This window comes from Streptomyces sp. AM8-1-1 (genome assembly GCF_032229325.1).
GTDB classification, from domain to species: domain Bacteria; phylum Actinomycetota; class Actinomycetes; order Streptomycetales; family Streptomycetaceae; genus Streptomyces; species Streptomyces achmelvichensis.
On the sequence record NZ_CP135086.1, the window covers coordinates 4,944,068 to 4,962,657 of the forward strand.

Sequence of the window (18,590 nt, forward strand, 5' to 3'; positions counted from 1 at the left end):
GTCGGCAGGGCAGGAGAACCCCGCAGACCGTCGGCCACTCGGCACTCTGCGTATGGAAGCACTAGCGAAATGGTGAATCGGTGAGGTGAAGCGCTGATGAGCACCACCCGGCAGCAGCCGCCGGGCGACCTCGGCCCCGAGCCCGAAGGCGCCACCGGCTCTGCCTCCGCGGTTCCCGGCGCCCCGGTGCGCACTCTTGCCCTGGGCTCGGCCAGCGGGATCGTTCCCCTCGCCCGTGATTTCACGCGTCAGGCACTGTACGACTGGGGCTGGCTCCCCGCGGCCACGGCCGACCGGCGGGCCGCCGCCGAGGACGTCCTCCTCGTCGTCTCCGAACTGGTCACCAACGCCTGCCTGCACGCCGACGGCCCGGAGCAGCTGAGGGTCGCCAGCGACGGCAAGGTACTGCGCCTCGAAGTCACCGACCGCGGGGGCGGCCAGCCCGCGCCCCGTACCCCTCACCGCGCCGGACGGCCCGGCGGCCACGGCATGTTCATCGTCCAGCGGCTCTGTCTGGACTGGGGGGTCGTCCGGACACCGGAATCGGCCGGCAAGACCGTGTGGGCGGAGCTCGCGGCGCCGTCCTAGGGGCGGCGCCCTCCCGGTTCGCCCGGGTGTACCGGCACGTTTTTGAATCTCTTGTGGAGCACGTCAATACGGCGTGCTCTTTGTCTTCCCTCCCCAAGGTCCCAGGCGTACCTTGAGCGCCCGATCTGATGTGTCGTCAGTAACGTGTGGCGACTTCCGGCCGAGGGGACTTGAGGTGAGGTACCAGAAACGGACGGCACTCGCGCTGGCGGCTGCGGTGGCGGGACCGGTGGTGCTCATGGCCGCCCCCGCCGCACACGCCACCGTCGTGGACGTCGACTACCAGTGCCAGACGCCGATCGGCCCCAAGGGCGCGGTCTCGCCGATCGACATCAAGGCGGTGAAGAGCGGCGGCGGCTACCGGCTGACCATGTCCTTCCAGAAGGGCGTCTCCTCCAGCCCCGTGGAACTGGGCAAGGGCGCGATGAACCCGAGCGCGCTCATCAAGGTGGGCGGGGCGGGCGAGGGGTCGGTCCCGGTGTCCGGCGCGTCCAACGCGGCGGCCATCCCCGCCAACACCCCCATCAAGATCAGTGACTTGTCGGGCACGTACACCCCAAAGAAGAGCGGGAAGGTCACCTTCACCGCCGGGGTGCTGACGATCAAGGCGCTGGGTACGACGACGACCTGTACGCCGAAGAACAATCCGCGGCCCTCCCTCGAACTGGACGTCACGGCGGCCGGCGGCGGCTCGGGATCGACGGGCGGCTCCGGGTCGAACTCGCAGGCCACCCCGTCCGGCGGCGACGAACTGCCCAGGACCGGCCCGCTGGACTCCGCGACGGCGCTCGGCACGCTCGGCGGGACGGTGCTGCTGTCCGGGGCGGCCGGCGTGCTGTGGCTGACCCGGCGCGGTGGCCGGCGGACCGCGGGCTGACCGTGACGGCACGGCTCCTCGCCGCTCTCGCCGCGCTGCTGGCCGGGCTGTTGACGCCCGTCACGGCGGTGGCGGCGGACGGCCCGGCCTGGACGGCGACGCCCGGGCCGGGCGGGGACCGGCCGTACATCTACGCCGAGGGCGCACCCGGCGCCGTGCTCGAGGACACGCTGGCCGTGACCAACCCGGGCACGAAACCGCTCACCGTACGGCTCCGGGCGGACGGGCAGGGCGGCCGGATCGTGCTCGCCGCACCCTCCGTGACGGTCCCGCCGCGCACCCGCGCGGAGGTCCCTCTCTCCCTCACGGTCCCGCCGGATGCCGTGCCGGGTGACCACCGTGCCGCCGTCACGGCGTCGTCGGGCGGCCGTGAGTCGCGCGTACGGATCCATCTCCGCGTCAGCGGGCCGCTACTGGCGGCCCTCACCGTCGAGGACGTCTCGGTCGCGGGCGGCACCATCCGCTACACCCTGGTGAACCGGGGCAACACCGTCCTCTCACCGCGCGTCACGATCACGGCGGACGGCCTCTTCGGCGAGGTGCTGCGCCGCACACCGGAGGGCCTGCCCGCCGAACTCCTGCCCGCCCGGCGCATCACGCTCACCGAGAACTGGCGGGACCGCCCGGCGCTGGACGCGGTGGACGTCCGCGTACGGGCCACGGCCGCGGGTGCGCCCGCGGCGGACGCGACGACGTCGGTGCGGTTCGTGCCCTGGGCCTGGTGCGCGTCCGCCCTCGCCCTCGCCCTCGGCGCTGCGGCGGCCGCGCTCTGGCTGCGCCGCCGTCGCGGCCGTCCCCCTGCCCCCGAGTGCGAACAGGCCACCACAGAGCGGCAGTTGGCGAGGTCAGGAGCATGATGATGGATGTAGCCGGCCGCCCGCGCGGAACAGCGAGCAGGGCCCTGGCGCTGCTGCTCGCCCTGGTCCCTCTGCTCCTGCTCCTGCCGGCGCCCACGGCCTCCGCCGCCGAGCCCGGCCCCGGTGTGGCGGTCTCCCGGCAGCAGGCCGGCAAGGGCGGCGACATCACCGTGAGCGGCACGGGCTGGCGGCCCGGAGCCCTCCTCATGCTGCTGATCTGCGGACAGGCCACCCCCGCCAGAGGCGTGATCGGCGGCACCAACGCCTGCGCCAATGCCGACGGCCGCGCCGTCACCACCGACTCCAAGGGCGTGTTCAGCAAGAAGATGCCGGTCGCCGAACCGCCCAAGCCCTGTCCGTGCGTGGTGCACGTCGCCACGGTCACCGGTGAACAGACCGCTGTGGACGCCGTGTTCACCGTCGCCGGACACCCCACCGCGCCCCTGCCCAGCGAGACGACCGGTGGCAGGCTCGCCGTGCTCGCCGCGACCCGGCTCGAAGGCGACTCCGGCGTTCTCGTCTTCTTCGGTGCCCCGCCCTCCCGCCGGCTCGAGTTCACCGTCGGCAACCTCGGCTCGGCGCCGGTGAAGGACCCGGTGTTCCAGGTCGGCACCTCGCACGGTGTGTTCGCGCCGCAGTGGGAGGAACAGCAGTGGCGCGGCACCATCGAGCCCGGCCGGAAGGTGCAGGTCGAACTGCCCGTTCAACTGGCTGCCGGAGCACACGGCGACTACGAGATCTCCGTGAAGTACGGCACGAAGGTCATCGTCGCGCAGCCGTGGGGAGTGGGCCGTCCCTGGGGCGTGACGCTCTTCTGGGTCCTGCTGGCCGTCGTCGTCCCCGCCGCCGTGTTCCGTATCGGCATGGCGGTCGTCGACCGGCTCCGCCCGCGGGGCGGGGGCCGGCACCGCACCGCCGACCTCACCGTCCGGCTGCCGGCCCTGCGGCTTCCCGGCACCAGGTCCCGCGGCGGGACGCCCCCGGCCCCCACGGCGGCCGGCACCACGACCACCACGGCACTGCCGTGGTTCACAGCTGACTCCGCACCGTCAGAGAACCGACCCACGACGAAGGGACATTCGTGAGCACGCAACGGAGGATGAGCGCGGCGGGAGTCGCGCTGATGCTCGGCGGCGCGGGGATCCTGCTGGCCGCGAGCCCCGCTCAGGCAGCCGAGGTCTCGTACGCGACCGAGTGCATACCACCGCCGATCTCCGGCCTGCCGCCGGTTCAGGGCACCACGAAGGTGCAGATCACGGCGCCCGCCGAGGCCAAGGTCGGGGACGAGGTCGAGGTGGTGTGGAAGACGGTCGAGGCCGCGTCCAAGAACCCGGACGTCCTCGACCTGGAGAAGGACACGGTCAAGCCGACCGGCACGATCACGATCGGTGGCGCGGCCTCGGGCGAGCTGAAGATGGAGGGACCGCGCCAGAACCCGCCCATCCCCAAGAACAGCCCGATGGTGCTGCCGGACATGAAGGCCAAGCTGAAGCTGGAGAAGGCGGGCGACATCACGCTGACGCCGGGGGCGTACAACATCAACGTCTCCAAGCCGCTGTCGACGGACACGAAGTGCTCGCCGAAGGCGGCCGTCCAGCCCGGTGCCACGATCAAGGTGACGGAGGGCGGCGGCTCGACGACCGGAGGGACGACCACCTCGGGCGGCACGACGAACGGTGGGACGACCACGACCGGCGGGACGACGACGTCCGGTGGGACGACGAGCGGCGGTACGACGTCCGGCGGCACCACCTCTGGTGGGACGACGTCCGGTGGGACGACCTCCGGCGGGACCACGGGCGGCGGCGGTGGCCAGACCGACTTCGAGGGCAAGGAGATCAGCGTCGCCTACGCCTGCAAGACGCCCATCGGCGACAAGAACGCCGTCTCCCCGGTGCAGATCAACGCCAAGAAGAACGGCGGCAGTTACGACCTGACGGTCAAGTTCTCCAAGTCCGTCATGGACAGCCCCGCCGACATCCCGGCGAACTCGGTCAAGCCGTCCATGGAGGTCAAGCTCGGCGGCGCCGACAAGGGCACCGTGCATGTCGAGGGCCCGTTGAACAAGGACCCCATCAAGTCCGGGGAGCCCATGACGATCCCCGACATGACGGGCACGTACAAGCCGGGCGCCACCGGCAAGGCGACGCTCGCTCCCGGTGTCTTCACGGTGAAGGCGCTCGGTACGACGACGACCTGCACCCCGCCCGGCAATGTCGCGTTCTCCCTGGAACTCGACACCGCGGCCCAGCCGGGCGGCGCGGCCGGCGGCACGTCCTCGGGCGGTGCCGCATCCGGCGGAGCGGGCAGCGCGGGAGGCGCGGGCACGAGCGGAGGCCTGGCCCAGACGGGCGCCGAGGACAACGGCGCCCTGCGCGCCCTGGCCCTGGTCGCGGGCACGGTGATCCTGCTGGGCGGCGCGGTGTTCACGTTCACGCCGTGGCGGAGGCTGCGGGGTCTCTCCCGCTGAGGGGCTGTTACGCGAGAAGGGCCGCCGCACCGGATCGGTGCGGCGGCCCTTCTCGGCCAGGGGCAGGGGTCAGCGGACGTCGCCCATGAGCGAGCGGATCTTCTTGCCGGCCGTCATGAAGGCCAGACCCGTCACGACCGCGATGACGGCCCACAGCGTGTAGTACATCGCGTCGCCCAGCGGCTCGTTGAGCTTGGTCGTCCAGCCGTTCAGGGCGTTGCCCGTCGCGGTGGCCAGGAACCACAGACCCATGATCTGGCCGACGAACTGCTTGGGCGCCAGCTTCGTCGACAGCGACAGGCCGACCGGGGACAGGCACATCTCGCCGATGGTCTGGACGAGGTAGACGCTCAGCAGCCAGAACACGGTGACCTTGCCGGTCTCGCTGTTGGCGGCCGCAGCACCTGCCAGGCCCATGATCGCGAACGAGCCGCCGATGAGCAGCATCGCCAGAGCGAACTTCATCGGGGTGCTGGGCTCGCGGTTGCGCTTGGCGAGTTTGACCCACAGGGCAGCGAAGAGCGGCGCGAGGATGATGACGAACGCCGGGTTCACCGACTGGTACCAGGAGGCGGGGAACTCCCAGCCGCCGATCATGCGGTCGGTCTTGTTGTCCGCGAACAGCGTCAGCAGCGAACCGGACTGGTCGTAGATCATCCAGAAGAGCACGGCGGTGGCGAAGAACCAGGCGAAGGCCTTGATCTTCGGCTTGTCCTCGGTCTGCAGTCCGGGGTTGCGGTACATCGAGACGAAGTACACGACCGGGACGACGATGCCGAGGACCGCCAGGACGTTGACGATGTGCTCGATGTCGTAGGTGCCGAGCACGATGTCGGCGAGCAGCGCGACGACCGCGAGGCCGCTCCACAGCAGCACCTTGCGCAGGACGGTCCGCTTCTCCTCCGGCGTCGCCGGAGTCGCCGGCTCCTTGCCGACGTCACCGAGGTGGCGGCTGCCGAGGATGTACTGCACGACGGCCAGCGTCATGCCGATACCGGCGACGGCGAAGCCGAGGTGCCAGTTGACGTTCTCGCCGAGGTAGCCGACGACCAGTGGGGCGGCCATGCCGCCGATGTTGATCGCCATGTAGAAGAGCGTGAAGCCCGCGTCACGACGGGCGCTGGGCTGCCCCTCGTACAGCCCGCCGACCATGGCGGAGATGTTCGGCTTCAGCAGGCCCGTACCGGCGGCGATGAGCGCCAGGCCGGCGAAGAACGCCGAGTCCGACGGGATGGCCAGGGTGAAGTGGCCGAGAGCGATGATGATGCCGCCGACGAGGACGGCCTTGCGCGCGCCCCACAGACGGTCGGCGACCCAGCCGCCCGGCATCGCGGCCATGTAGACGACGGCGTTGTAGACGCCGTAGATGGACGCGGCCAGCGCCTCGCGACCGGCCAGCGGACCGTCGAGAACACCCGCGACCAAGTAGAGGACGAGGATGCCGCGCATTCCGTACCAGGAAAAGCGTTCCCACATCTCCGTCATGAAGAGTGTGGCCATACCGCGGGGGTGGCCGAGGAAGGTCTTCTCGCCGGGAGTGGCCGAGTCCTTCGTCAGGCTGGACGCCATGGTCGATCCTTGCTTGCTCGGGACGCGACTGCCTCGTGAGCGGTTACGCGCCCGGTGGGGGGCGGCCGGCACCGGCAGCAAGCCGCTCCACCCCCACGCCCGAGGGGTTCGCTCCGTGTCGTGACGGAGGCGGGGACGGTCCGCACCGGGATCCACGCCCCTGGCGCAACGTCGCGTCCGGGGCCCGGCCCACAGGTCATTCACTGCGCTCGGGGCCGAAGGGCTCAGCGCAGAAAAGAGACCCTTGGCCGGCAGGCCAAAGGGTCCCCGTGCAGTACAACAGGCGTCTCGCCACCATACGACACGACACAGTGGCATATGGAAGGACTTGAGAGATGGATCACAGGTTTTACTGGAACCGTCCACCCTGAATCGAAGGTCGCAACCATGATTGCATCCCAGTCCCGCAGGGTGGTTGGAAGACGCACCGATGTGCACGTCACGCGGACTACCATCACCACATGACGCGTGTACTGCTCGCCGAGGACGACGCATCCATCTCGGAACCGCTGGCCCGCGCCCTGCGCCGCGAGGGGTACGAGGTCGAGGTGCGCGAGGACGGTCCGGCAGCGCTGGACGCCGGTCTGGCGGGCGGTGTCGACCTTGTCGTTCTCGACCTCGGCCTGCCCGGCATGGACGGCCTGGAGGTCGCCAGAAGGCTCCGCTCGGAGGGCCACACCGTGCCGATCCTGGTCCTGACGGCACGCGCGGACGAGGTGGACACGGTGGTGGGCCTGGACGCCGGCGCGGACGACTACGTGACGAAGCCGTTCCGCCTCGCGGAGCTGCTCGCCCGGGTACGGGCGCTGCTGCGGCGCGGCGCGACGGAGCCCGCCCCGGCGCCCGCGACGCACGGGGTGCGGATCGACGTCGAGTCGCACCGTGCGTGGATGGGCGACGAGGAACTCCAGCTGACGGCCAAGGAGTTCGACCTGCTGCGCGTCCTGGTCCGCGACGCGGGCCGGGTGGTCACCCGCGACCAGCTGATGCGGGAGGTCTGGGACACGACCTGGTGGTCGTCCACGAAGACGCTGGACATGCACATCTCCTGGCTCCGCAAGAAACTCGGCGACGACGCGGCGAACCCGAGGTACATCGCGACGGTGCGGGGTGTGGGTTTCCGCTTCGAGAAGAGCTGACGGGACGGTCGGCGCGGAGCCCAGGGGCCGGCCGGGGCGCCTGTGCCGGCGGAGCACCGGGCGCCTGGCGGGGGAGCGCCGGTACGAGGCGAGGCGAGCGGTCGCGTTCGGCGCGCTCAGTCCTTGGGCTCGGTGGGTGGCGCCCGCGGACAGCGGAGTGAGGAGCCCCCCGTGCGGCCGGAGGCGGCCAGGGCCTCGATGGCGAACGGCACCGCTGGGCAGGGGCGGCCATCCGACGGTGGAGCATCAGCCCCCGGCGAGAGCACCAGCACCCGGCGGAGTGCCCGGGGCCCGGTGCTCGACACGGAACGACCGCTGCCTGCGAAGAGCCCTCGCGCTCGACAGGGAAGGCGGGCCCTGGCCGGGAGCACCAACCCTCGGTGGGGAACGGCGGCGTCCGACGCCGGAGCACCGACCTCGGCGGGAAACGTCCGCGCCCGGCCCCCGGAGCACCGACCTCGGCGGGGAACGGCCGCACCCGGCCCCGGGAACACCGACCTCGGCGAGAGCCACCGCCCCGTGGGGAACGCCCCCACTCCCATCGACAAGACGTGCCCCGCCGAGAACACCCCCCGCACGCCATAGGCTCGGTGTCGGCACCATCCACCCCGCCCGGAGGGCATCTTGCGTCGACGGCTCATCAATTCCACGCTCGCCGTGGTCCTCGTCGTCATCGCCGTCTTCGGCGTGTCCCTCGTCCTCGTCGAGACCCGCACCATCAGCAACAGCGCCCAGGAGAGCGTCGACTCCGAGGCCGTGCGGCTCGTCAGCATCGTCGACAGCCGGCTCATCGGCGGTGAGCCCGTCAATCCCGGCATCCTCGCCGACCAGAGCGGTGCCCAGCGCTACGCCCTGATCGAGATCCCCGGGCGGCCGTCCATCGAGATCGGTGAGCGGCCCGAGGGCAGTGTCATCCGCGGGGTCGCCCAGGGGGAGCGCGGTGAGACCGTCACCGTCGAGGAGCCCCGTTCCTCCGTGACCCGCGAGGTCGGACGCACCCTCATGATTATCGGGGCCGTCGCGCTGCTCGCCGTCATCGCCGCGATCCTGCTCGCCGTACGGCAGGCGAACCGTCTCGCCTCGCCGCTCACCGACCTCGCCGAGACCGCCGAACGCCTCGGCTCCGGTGACCCGCGCCCCCGTCACAAGCGGTACGGCGTTCCCGAGCTCGACCGGGTCGCCGACGTCCTGGACGCCAGCGCCGAGCGCATCGCGCGGATGCTCACCGCGGAGCGCCGGCTCGCCGCGGACGCCTCGCACCAGCTCCGTACGCCGCTGACAGCCCTGTCCATGCGGCTGGAGGAGATCTCGGAGACCGACGACCCGGCGACCGCGAAGGAGGAGGCGAGCGTCGCGCTCGCCCAGGTGGAGCGGCTCACCGATGTCGTGGAGCGGCTGCTCACGAACTCCCGCGACCCCCGTATCGGCTCCGCGATCGTCTTCGACCTCGACGAGATCGTGAAGCAGCAGATCGAGGAGTGGCGGCCGGCCTACCGCAGCGCGGGGCGCGCGGTGGTCTGCTCGGGGAAGACGGGGATGCGCGCGGTCGGCACCCCGGGCGCCGTCGCTCAGGTCCTCGCCGCGCTCATCGAGAACTCCCTGATGCACGGTGGCGGGACCGTGGCCCTGCGCACCCGTGTCACCGGCAACCAGGCGGTCATCGAGGTCACCGACGAGGGGCCGGGCGTGCCGGCCGACCTCGGCGCGCGGATCTTCGAGCGGACCATCAGCGGCCGCAACTCCACCGGCATCGGACTGGCCGTGGCGCGGGACCTCGCGGAGGCGGACGGCGGGCGGCTGGAGCTGTTGCAGCAGCATCCGCCGGTCTTCGCGCTCTTCCTCAGCCGGGTGGCGCGCAAGCCCAAGGACGACCCGCCGACTGTCAGATAGCCGGCACCGGCCCGTTCAGCTGACGCGGCCCCCGGCCGGAAACGGGCTCAGCGGCCGACCCGGTCCGGCTCCGCCGCGGGCTGTCCCAGGAACGATTCCGCGGTCTGTACGGCCTCGCGCGCCGGCAGCGCCCGGAAGACCCAGGTGCGGTAGGACCAGAAGCGGAACAGCGTCGCGACGCCGATGCCCAGGAACTTGAAGATGTTGCTCTGCAGCGGGCTGTCCCAGCCGAAGCCGTACGTCGCGGTGTAGAGAACGCCGTTCTCGATGACCAGGCCGACCAGGCTGAACAGCAGGAAGAGCGTGAGCTCCTTGGTCCGGCCCGACTTGTCGCGGTCCCGGTAGGTGAAGTACCGGAAGCCCACGTAGTTGAACGCGATGGCGATCACGGTGGCGAGGACGGACGCCCGGACCACGGGGAGCTCGGTGGTGTGCCGCACCAGGTTGAAGACGGCGAGATTGACGAGCAGCCCCGCGCCGCCCACCGCGCCGAACTTCGCGATCTCCCGCATGAGCTGATCGAGCCGCCCGCGTAGCGCTCCGCCTCGTTCACTCATAGTGAGAGTCCAGCCCATCAGATCGACAGCGTCATCCCCGTCATGCTAACCAGCCGCCTCCCCGGTTGCCCGGGCACATCGACAATCGTGTGGCGAGGCTGTGACACGGGCGGCGGGGCCCCGCGGAGCGGCGGATACCCTAGGAGAGTGACGTTCCCGGTAGTCGGCATGGTCGGCGGCGGTCAGCTCGCCCGTATGACCCACGAGGCAGGCATCCCCCTCGGCATCCGTTTCAAGCTCCTCAGTGACACCCCGCAGGACTCCGCGGCCCAGGTGGTCAGCGATGTCGTCATCGGCGACCATCGCGACCTGGACACGCTGCGTGAGTTCGCCCGCGGGTGCGATGTGATCACCTTCGATCACGAGCATGTCCCCATCGAGCACCTGCGCGCGCTGGAGGCGGACGGCATCCCCGTCCGGCCCGGCCCCGACGCGCTCGTGCACGCGCAGGACAAGGGCGTGATGCGCGCCAGACTCATGGAGCTCGGCGCGCCCTGCCCGCGCCACCGCATCGTGACCGACCCCGCCGACGTGTCCGCGTTCGCCGAGGAGGTCGGGGGCTTCCCCGTCATCCTGAAGACCGTGCGCGGCGGCTACGACGGCAAGGGCGTCTGGTTCGTCCGGACGGAGGCGGACGCCGCCGACCCGTTCCGCGCGGGTGTGCCGGTCCTCGCCGAGGAGAAGGTCGACTTCGTCCGCGAGCTCGCCGCCAACATCGTGCGCTCCCCGCACGGCCAGGCCGTCGCCTACCCCGTCGTCGAGTCGCAGCAGGTCGACGGCGTCTGCGACACCGTCATCGCGCCCGCCCCGGGCATCGACGAGGAGCTGGCCGGGCAGGCCCAGCAGCTCGCCCTGCGGATCGCGGGGGAGCTCGGCGTCGTCGGGCATCTGGCGGTCGAGCTGTTCGAGACGGCCGACGGCCGCATCCTCGTCAACGAGCTGGCCATGCGTCCGCACAACAGCGGCCACTGGACCCAGGACGGCGCCGTCACCTCCCAGTTCGCCAACCATGTGCGGGCCGTCCTCGACCTGCCGCTCGGCGACCCCCGCCCCCGCGCGCCCTGGACCGTGATGTGCAATGTCCTCGGCGGCGACTACCCGGACATGTACCAGGCGTATCTGCACTGCATGGCCCGGGACCCGCAGCTGAAGATCCATATGTATGGCAAGGACGTCAAGCCCGGCCGCAAGGTGGGGCACGTCAACACCTACGGCAACGATCTGGACGACGTGCTGGAGCGCGCCCGTCACGCGGCCGGCTATCTCAAGGGAACGATCGTCGAATGAGCAGCATGACCGGTCCTGCCGTTGGCATCGTCATGGGGTCCGACTCCGACTGGCCCGTGATGGAGGCGGCCGCGCAGGCCCTCGACGAGTTCGAGATCCGCTACGAGGTCGACGTCGTCTCCGCACACCGCATGCCGCGCGAGATGATCGCGTACGGCGAGAAGGCCGACTCCCGCGGCCTGAAGGTGATCATCGCGGGCGCGGGCGGTGCGGCCCATCTGCCCGGCATGCTCGCCTCCGTCAGCCCGCTGCCGGTCATCGGTGTGCCCGTCCCGCTGAAGTACCTCGACGGCATGGACTCGCTGCTGTCCATCGTGCAGATGCCGGCGGGTGTGCCGGTGGCCACGGTCTCGGTGGGCGGCGCGCGCAACGCCGGTCTGCTGGCCGCGCGCATCCTCGCCGTGCAGGACCCCGAACTGCTCTCCCGGATGCGGGAGTTCCAGCAGGAGCTGAACGACCAGGCCACCGACAAGGGCAAGCGCCTGCGCGCCAAGGTCGCAGGTGCGGACTCCTTCGGCTTCGGGAAGTAAGTGTTCATGACATCCCGCACGGATCACCTCGCCCGGGCGCGCGAGCTGCTCGCCGCCCACCCCGTCGTCGACGGTCACAACGACCTGCCCTGGGCGTTGCGCGAAAACGTCCGCTACGACCTGGACAAGCTCGACATCGCCGGTGACCAGACCGGCAGGCTGCACACCGACATCCCGCGGCTGCGGGCCGGCGGGGTCGGCGCACAGTTCTGGTCCGTGTACGTCCGCTCCGACATGTCCGGCGAGGACGCCGTCAGCGCGACGCTGGAGCAGATCGACGGCGTGCAGCAGCTGCTGAGCCGCTACCCCGCGGACCTGGCGCCCGCGCTGACCGCGGGCGACATGGAGAAGGCCCGCGGCGAGGGCCGCATCGCCTCGCTGATGGGGGCCGAGGGCGGCCACTCCATCAACAACTCCCTGGCGACGCTGCGCGCGCTGCACACGCTCGGCGTGCGCTACATGACGCTCACCCACAACGACAACACCGTCTGGGCGGACTCGGCGACGGACGAGCCCGGCGTCGGCGGCCTCTCCGCCTTCGGGCGCGAGGTGGTCCGCGAGATGAACCGCGCCGGGATGCTGGTCGACCTCTCGCACGTCGCCGCCTCGACCATGCGGGACGCGCTCGACACCTCGGTCGCCCCGGTCCTCTTCTCGCACTCGTCGGCCCGGGCGGTCTGCGACCACGTCCGCAACATCCCGGACGATGTGCTGGAGCGGCTCGCGGACAACGGCGGCGTGGCGATGGCCACGTTCGTACCGAAGTTCATCCTGCCGGCCGCCGGCGACTGGACCCGGGCCGCGGACGAGAACCTGCGGGCGCACGGCTTCCACCACCTCGACACCACACCCGAGGCGATGAAGCTGCACCAGGCCTTCGAGGAGGCGAACCCGCGGCCCGCCGCCACCGCGTCCACGGTCGCCGACCATCTCGACCACATGCGGGAGACCGCGGGCGTCGACCACATCGGCATCGGCGGCGACTTCGACGGGACGGCGTTCACACCGGCCGGGCTCGACGACGTCGCCGGCTATCCGAACCTCGTCGCGGAGCTGCTCCGGCGGAACTGGTCCGAGGCCGACCTCGCGAAGCTCACCTGGCAGAACGCCGTGCGCGTCCTGGCGGACGCGGAGGCGGTGGCACGGGACGAGCAGGCCCGGCGCGGACCGTCCAACGCGACGATCGACGAGCTCGACGGCTAGAGCCGGTCGCTCGGCTCGCACCGGGGTCGCGTGCCCCGGCCCGCACCTCCTGTGGCCCCGTAGCCCTTCGGGGCACGGGAGGTGCCCCCACCCGTAGTACCGCGGGCGGGGGAGAAGCCCGCACCTCTTCGGGTAGGGGTGTCCGCACCCGCTCCCCTTCAGGAACGGGAGGCACCCCCCAGCCCTTCGGCCCGGGGGCACCCCCACTCGCACCCCTTCGAGTGCGGGAGGTGTCCGCACCAGCTCCCGTGCCGCCCAGCGATCTGGCGCGCGTTCGGTGCCCCACCGCGGCGGCTCGGTCCTCCGCCTTGCGATCCCACGCATCAGGCCCTCCCGCCACGCACTGCGGGCCGGGAGATTCCCACTCACACGTGGCCTGTGTCCCGCCGAGGGGCCGCAGTGAGGGCGAGCCCTTCGACAGCGCCCCCGGAGGGTACGGGCGCCCCGCCGCCCCGTACCCCCGAACGCTCCGTCCGCCGCGACCCCTCGCCGCTCCCGTGCCACGGTGGCCGTACGGCCCGCCGTCGGAGCACGGAGCAGCACATGGCAGATCTTCAGGACGACCCCCAGACCGGCTCGGTCGCGGTCGGCGACGTCGACCACGTCCGCGACTCCGCGCCGGCGGCCGGCCCTGCCCCCGCGGAGCCCGACGGGCCCGACGCCCCGGCAGACGGTGGCCCGGGACCTCTGGAGCGCGCCCGCGAACTGCTGGCGCGGTACCCCGTCGTCGACGGCTCCAACGGACTCGCGCACGCCCTGAGGGAGATGGCGCACTACGACCTGGAGGAAGGCGAGAGCCTTCTGGAGACGGACATCCCGCGGCTGCGCGATGGGGGAGTCGGCGCGCTGTTCTGGTCGCTCCTGACGCCGCCCGGGCTCGCCGGGGACCGTGCGCTGGCCACGACCCTGGAACACATCGACCTCATCCGTTCCGTGGTGGAGGCCCACCCCGAGGCCCTGCGACCGGCGCGGAGCGCCGACGAACTCGCCCACGCCCGCAACTGCGGCCGTATCGCCGGTCTGCTCGGCCCGGTCTCGGGCCCGGCGCTCGCCGACTCGCTGAGCACCCTGCGCGCGTACCACGCGCTCGGCGTCCGCAGCGCGGCCCTCGCGGGCACCCGCTGGACCCAGCGCGACGGCCTGACGCCCTTCGGCCACGAAGTCGTACGGGAGATGAACCGTCTCGGGATGCTGGTGGACCTCTCCGGCTGCACCCCCGCGACGATGCACCGGACCCTTGCGGTCACCCGGGCCCCGGCGGTCATCTCGCAGCACCCGGCGCGCGTCCCCGACGACGTGCTGCGGCAGCTGCGCGCCAACGGAGGCGTGTGCATGGCGGTCTGCACGGCCGCCTCGCTCCGTGAGACGGCCGATCTGCTGGACCACATCCGCGACCTGGCGGGCCCCCGGTCGATTGCCCTCACCGGTGCCTACGACACGGGGGCCGCCCACGCTCCCGGCCTCGGGGACGTCTCGTGCTATCCCCGCCTGATCGCCGAACTGCTCGAACGCGGCTGGCCGGAGGCCGACATCGAGTTGCTCACGTGGTCGAACGTGCACCGAGTGCTGCGGGACGCGGAGTTCGTCGCTCGGGCGACGCAGGCGAGGCGGCCGGCGTCGACGGCGAGACTGACGACGCTGGACGCGTAAGAGGTCCGCCCTTCCGGTCCCTGCTTCTTCCGCCCCCTTTGGCGGAGGCGGCGCGGGATCAGTTCGCGCAGAGACAGAACGGGTGACCGGCAGGGTCGGCGTAGACGCGGAAGCCGCGGGACCGGTCGTCCGCCTCCAGCACCGTCGCACCGAGCGCCAGGACCTGCTTCTCGGCCGCGTCCATGTCGTCGACCATCAGGTCCAGATGGAACTGCTGGGAGTCGTCCGGCGCGGGCCACTTCGGCGGTACGTGACCGGGCGCGGCCTGGAAGGCGAGCGCGGTACCGGTGGCGCCCACCAGGTTCACCCAGCCCGCGCCGTCGTCCTCGATCTCCCCGCCGAGCACCTCGGCGTAGAAGCGGCCGAGTGCGACGGGGTCGGGACAGTCCAGTACGACCGTGCCCAGGGTGGCGATGGCCATGGTTCCTCCTCGATCGGAATGCGGAGCCGACGGCGACTGTTGGCGCAGTTACCGCTACATCGGCTCAACCGGTAACCGTTACTGCATGGTCCCGCATCGGAGGTAACGTCGCAACCATGAATGAGAGGGCAGTCGCACCCGGCGGGCTGGCGCTGATCGAAGCGCTGGTGAACACGCTGGACGTCGAGACCGGCAGGGATGCCCTCGACACGCCCGAGGGCCGCGCCGCCCACGGCCTCGCCGAGAACGAGGTCGCTGCCGCTCGGGAACTGCGCGAGGCCCTGCGCGCGGCCTGTCTCGCCCATGCGGGCCACCGGCCGGCGGGCGGTCCGCCGCCCACGGCCCTCGACGGGCTCCTCGCGGCGGCGCCTCTGCTGGTCACGGTCGCCGACGACGGCACGGCCGCCCTGCGCCCGGCCGCTCCCGGCAGCCTCACCTCACGGGTCGCCGAAGCGATCGCGGCAGCCGTGGCGGACGGCACATGGGCACGGCTGAAGGCGTGCGAGGCCGAGGACTGCCGGTGGGCGTACTACGACCGCAGCCCATCGGGCCGGCGGCGCTGGTGCTCGATGTCGGTGTGCGGGGCGCGCGCCAAGATGCGTACGTACCGGGCCCGTCGCACGACGGCCGGCTGAACCGCGAAGCCCCGGCCAGTCCGCGCCCCGAGGCCCAGGGCGCGGATCCCGCTCAGACCCTGCTCAGGCCTTCGGGCGGCCCATCGCCCGGTACGTCCAGCCGGCCTCGCGCCACTTCACGCTGTCCAGCGCGTTGCGGCCGTCCAGGATGAGCCGGCTCGAGGTGACCTCGCCCAGCTCCGCCGGGTCCAGCTCGCGGAACTCGCGCCACTCCGTCAGGTGCAGCACCACATCCGCGCCCCGGACCGCGTCCAGCGCCGAGTCCGCGTAGCCGAGCGTCGGGAAGAGCCGCCGCGCGTTCTCCATGCCCTTGGGGTCGTAGACCGTGACCTGGCCGCCCTGGAGATGGATCTGGCCCGCCACGTTCAGCGCGGGCGAGTCCCGGACGTCGTCCGAGTCGGGCTTGAACGTCGCGCCCAGCACCGCGACCCGCTTGCCGAGGAAGGAGTCGCCGCCGACCGCGTCCCTGGCCAGCTCCACCATGTGCCCGCGGCGCCGCATGTTGATCGAGTCGACCTCCCGCAGGAAGGTCAGCGCCTGGTCGGCGCCCAGCTCACCGGCGCGCGCCATGAAGGCGCGGATGTCCTTCGGCAGACAGCCTCCGCCGAAGCCGATGCCCGCCCGCAGGAACTTGGAGCCGATGCGCTCGTCGTAGCCGATGGCCTCGGCGAGCTTCACCACATCGCCGTCGGCGGCCTCGCACACCTCGGCCATGGCGTTGATGAAGGAGATCTTCGTCGCGAGGAAGGAGTTCGCCGAGGTCTTCACCAGCTCGGCCGTCGGGAAGTCCGTCACCACGAACGGCGACCCCTCCGAGACCGGCGTGCGGTACACCTCGCGCAGCAGCTTCTCCGAGCGCTCGCTCTCGACGCCGACCACGATCCGGTCGGGGTGCAGCGTGTCCTGGACCGCGAAGCCCTCGCGCAGGAACTCCGGGTTCCACGCCAGCTCGGCGTCCGCGCCGACCGGCGACAGCTCCGCGAGCAGCGCCGACAGCCGGGCCGCGCTGCCCACCGGCACGGTCGACTTGCCGACCACCAGCGCGGGGCGCTTCAGCAGCGGAGCGAGCGAGGTGAAGGCACGGTCCACGAAGGACATGTCGCAGGCGTACTCGCCGTGCTTCTGCGGAGTGTTCACGCAGACGAAGTGGATGTCGCCGAACTCGCCGACCTCCTCCCAGGAGGTCGTGAAGCGCAGCCGTCCGCTGGAGCCCTCGATCCCGGCGACATGCTTCGCCAGCAGCTCCTCGAGCCCCGGTTCGTACATCGGGACCCGGCCCGCGGAGAGCATCTCGATCTTCTCCGGGACCACGTCGAGTCCCAGCACCTCGAAGCCCAGCTCGGCCATGGCCGCGGCGTGCGTGGCGCCGAGGTAGCCGGTGCCGATCACGGTGATCTTGAGGGCCATGCGGTGCTCCAGAGAATTGCGCGGCAAGAATGCGACCCGAGCATAGCCGCGCCGCCGCCGGGGCACTTTTCCGCTGTCGCCAAGCTCACGTATGCCGATGGGCCGGGGGACCTCTAAAATTGGGTTACTTAACGGTAGTTAGCATGCTTGGGGAGTGAGAGAAGTGGCCGGATCGACCGGTAACTCGGCTTTTGACCTGTACCGCCCGTCCGAAGAGCACGACATGCTCCGTGACGCGATCCGTTCGCTGGCCGAGGCGAAGATCGCTCCCTTCGCGGCCGAGGTCGACGAGGAGGCGCGCTTCCCGCGCGAGGCCCTCGACGCTCTTGTCTCCAACGACCTGCACGCCGTCCACGTCCCCGAGGAGTACGGCGGCGCCGGCGCGGACGCGCTGGCCACCGTGATCGTCATCGAGGAGGTCGCCCGTGTCTGCGTCTCCTCCTCGCTGATCCCCGCCGTGAACAAGCTCGGCTCCCTCCCGGTGATCCTGTCCGGCTCCGAGGACCTGAAGAAGAAGTACCTGGGCCCGCTCGCCAAGGGCGACGCGATGTTCTCGTACGCCCTCTCCGAGCCGGACGCGGGCTCCGACGCCGCCGGAATGAAGACCAAGGCCGTACGCGACGGTGACTTCTGGGTCCTCAACGGCGTGAAGCGCTGGATCACCAACGCCGGTGAGTCCGAGTACTACACGGTGATGGCCGTCACGGACCCGACGAAGCGCTCCAAGGGCATCTCGGCGTTCGTCGTCGAGAAGGGCGACGAGGGCGTCTCCTTCGGTGCCCCGGAGAAGAAGCTCGGCATCAAGGGCTCCCCGACCCGCGAGGTCTACCTCGACAACGTCCGCATCCCCGCCGACCGCATGATCGGCGAGGAGGGCACGGGCTTCGCGACCGCGATGAAGACCCTGGACCACACCCGCATCACGATCGCGGCCCAGGCGCTCGGCGTCGCCCAGGGCGCCCTCGACTACGCCAAGGGCTACGTCCAGGAGCGCAAGCAGTTCGGCAAGCCGATCGCGGACTTCCAGGGCATCCAGTTCATGCTCGCCGACATGGCGATGAAGCTGGAGGCGGCGCGTCAGCTCACGTACTCGGCGGCGGCCAAGTCGGAGCGGGTGTCCGCCGGAGGTGCGAAGGAGGACCTGACCTTCTTCGGCGCGGCGGCGAAGTGCTTCGCCTCCGACGTCGCGATGGAGGTCACCACGGACGCGGTCCAGCTGCTCGGCGGTTACGGCTACACCCGTGACTACCCGCTGGAGCGCATGATGCGCGACGCGAAGATCACGCAGATCTACGAGGGCACGAACCAGGTGCAGCGGATCGTGATGGCGCGGAACCTGCCGTAGCAGGGTTTCGCAGGTCAGATGCGCTCGGGAGTGCTCCAGGAGCGGTGATCGGTTTCCGGTCCCCTCGGGCCCGTTCGGGACTGTTCCTGGGCGTCATACTGGGGAATCCTGGGCTGCCACTGGGCGCGAAACAGGTTCTGACCTGCAAAAACGAGAAGGCCCCCG

Annotated in this window: 17 protein-coding genes; 13 read left to right on the forward strand and 4 right to left on the reverse strand. The window is 71.2% G+C overall.

The features are described 5' to 3' along the window. Positions 1-96: 96 nt before the first annotated feature. The 5 genes from RPQ07_RS22315 (at position 97) to RPQ07_RS22335 (ending at position 4,792) form a co-directional block, all read left to right on the forward strand. Positions 97-588: an ATP-binding protein gene (locus tag RPQ07_RS22315; RefSeq protein ID WP_313945944.1), complete on the forward strand. Its 492-nt coding sequence runs from the start codon at positions 97-99 to the stop codon at positions 586-588. A gap of 175 nt (positions 589-763) precedes the next feature. After that, positions 764-1,465, forward strand: a complete 702-nt coding sequence (locus tag RPQ07_RS22320; RefSeq protein ID WP_313945945.1) for a peptidase — start codon at positions 764-766, stop codon at positions 1,463-1,465. A 2-nt stretch (positions 1,466-1,467) separates the two neighbouring features. Then, entirely contained in the window at positions 1,468-2,322 is an 855-nt protein-coding gene (locus RPQ07_RS22325) for a hypothetical protein (RefSeq protein WP_313945946.1), read from the forward strand. Further along, entirely contained in the window at positions 2,319-3,407 is a 1,089-nt protein-coding gene (locus RPQ07_RS22330) for a hypothetical protein (protein WP_313945947.1), read from the forward strand. Before RPQ07_RS22325 ends, RPQ07_RS22330 begins: the two co-directional genes overlap by 4 nt. Before the next feature lie 14 nt (positions 3,408-3,421). Further along, complete coding sequence (locus RPQ07_RS22335; protein ID WP_313948983.1) at positions 3,422-4,792, forward strand: hypothetical protein; 1,371 nt, start codon at positions 3,422-3,424, stop codon at positions 4,790-4,792. A 69-nt stretch (positions 4,793-4,861) separates the two neighbouring features. Here the strand turns inward: RPQ07_RS22335 and RPQ07_RS22340 are convergent, their stop codons facing one another. Continuing rightward, complete coding sequence (locus RPQ07_RS22340; protein WP_313945948.1) at positions 4,862-6,361, reverse strand: peptide MFS transporter; 1,500 nt, start codon at positions 6,359-6,361, stop codon at positions 4,862-4,864. A 461-nt stretch (positions 6,362-6,822) separates the two neighbouring features. On the opposite strand from RPQ07_RS22340, the gene RPQ07_RS22345 reads away from it, so the two are divergent. Next, positions 6,823-7,500 carry a response regulator transcription factor gene (locus RPQ07_RS22345; protein WP_313945949.1) on the forward strand — a complete coding sequence of 226 codons (678 nt, stop codon included), beginning with the start codon at positions 6,823-6,825 and terminating at the stop codon, positions 7,498-7,500. Between the two features lie 624 nt (positions 7,501-8,124). Beyond that, positions 8,125-9,390, forward strand: coding sequence for an ATP-binding protein (locus RPQ07_RS22350; RefSeq protein WP_313945950.1), 1,266 nt, complete (start codon positions 8,125-8,127; stop codon positions 9,388-9,390). A 47-nt stretch (positions 9,391-9,437) separates the two neighbouring features. Here the strand turns inward: RPQ07_RS22350 and RPQ07_RS22355 are convergent, their stop codons facing one another. Beyond that, on the reverse strand, positions 9,438-9,947 hold the full coding sequence (locus tag RPQ07_RS22355; RefSeq protein ID WP_313945951.1) for a GtrA family protein: 510 nt from the start codon (positions 9,945-9,947) through the stop codon (positions 9,438-9,440). Between the two features lie 168 nt (positions 9,948-10,115). Between RPQ07_RS22355 and RPQ07_RS22360 the strand changes: the two genes are divergently transcribed. The 4 genes from RPQ07_RS22360 (at position 10,116) to RPQ07_RS22375 (ending at position 14,617) form a co-directional block, all read left to right on the forward strand. Next, entirely contained in the window at positions 10,116-11,234 is a 1,119-nt protein-coding gene (locus RPQ07_RS22360; RefSeq protein WP_391844843.1) for a 5-(carboxyamino)imidazole ribonucleotide synthase, read from the forward strand. Continuing rightward, on the forward strand, positions 11,231-11,764 hold the full coding sequence (gene purE, locus RPQ07_RS22365) for a 5-(carboxyamino)imidazole ribonucleotide mutase (RefSeq protein ID WP_313945953.1): 534 nt from the start codon (positions 11,231-11,233) through the stop codon (positions 11,762-11,764). The genes RPQ07_RS22360 and purE overlap by 4 nt, the downstream gene beginning before the upstream one ends. A 6-nt stretch (positions 11,765-11,770) precedes the next feature. After that, positions 11,771-12,967 carry a dipeptidase gene (locus RPQ07_RS22370; RefSeq protein ID WP_313945954.1) on the forward strand — a complete coding sequence of 399 codons (1,197 nt, stop codon included), beginning with the start codon at positions 11,771-11,773 and terminating at the stop codon, positions 12,965-12,967. Positions 12,968-13,510: 543 nt separating this feature from the next. Further along, on the forward strand, positions 13,511-14,617 hold the full coding sequence (locus RPQ07_RS22375; RefSeq protein ID WP_313945955.1) for a membrane dipeptidase: 1,107 nt from the start codon (positions 13,511-13,513) through the stop codon (positions 14,615-14,617). Between the two features lie 58 nt (positions 14,618-14,675). On the opposite strand, the gene RPQ07_RS22380 is transcribed toward RPQ07_RS22375, so the two are convergent. After that, positions 14,676-15,038 carry a VOC family protein gene (locus RPQ07_RS22380; RefSeq protein WP_313945956.1) on the reverse strand — a complete coding sequence of 121 codons (363 nt, stop codon included), beginning with the start codon at positions 15,036-15,038 and terminating at the stop codon, positions 14,676-14,678. Positions 15,039-15,154: 116 nt separating this feature from the next. On the opposite strand from RPQ07_RS22380, the gene RPQ07_RS22385 reads away from it, so the two are divergent. After that, positions 15,155-15,673 carry a CGNR zinc finger domain-containing protein gene (locus RPQ07_RS22385; RefSeq protein WP_313945957.1) on the forward strand — a complete coding sequence of 173 codons (519 nt, stop codon included), beginning with the start codon at positions 15,155-15,157 and terminating at the stop codon, positions 15,671-15,673. A gap of 63 nt (positions 15,674-15,736) precedes the next feature. On the opposite strand, the gene RPQ07_RS22390 is transcribed toward RPQ07_RS22385, so the two are convergent. Further along, positions 15,737-17,080 carry a UDP-glucose/GDP-mannose dehydrogenase family protein gene (locus RPQ07_RS22390; RefSeq protein ID WP_313945958.1) on the reverse strand — a complete coding sequence of 448 codons (1,344 nt, stop codon included), beginning with the start codon at positions 17,078-17,080 and terminating at the stop codon, positions 15,737-15,739. A gap of 163 nt (positions 17,081-17,243) precedes the next feature. Between RPQ07_RS22390 and RPQ07_RS22395 the strand changes: the two genes are divergently transcribed. After that, positions 17,244-18,425 (forward strand): acyl-CoA dehydrogenase, encoded by a 1,182-nt coding sequence (locus RPQ07_RS22395; protein ID WP_384443602.1) that lies wholly within the window; start codon positions 17,244-17,246, stop codon positions 18,423-18,425. Positions 18,426-18,590 lie beyond the last annotated feature (165 nt).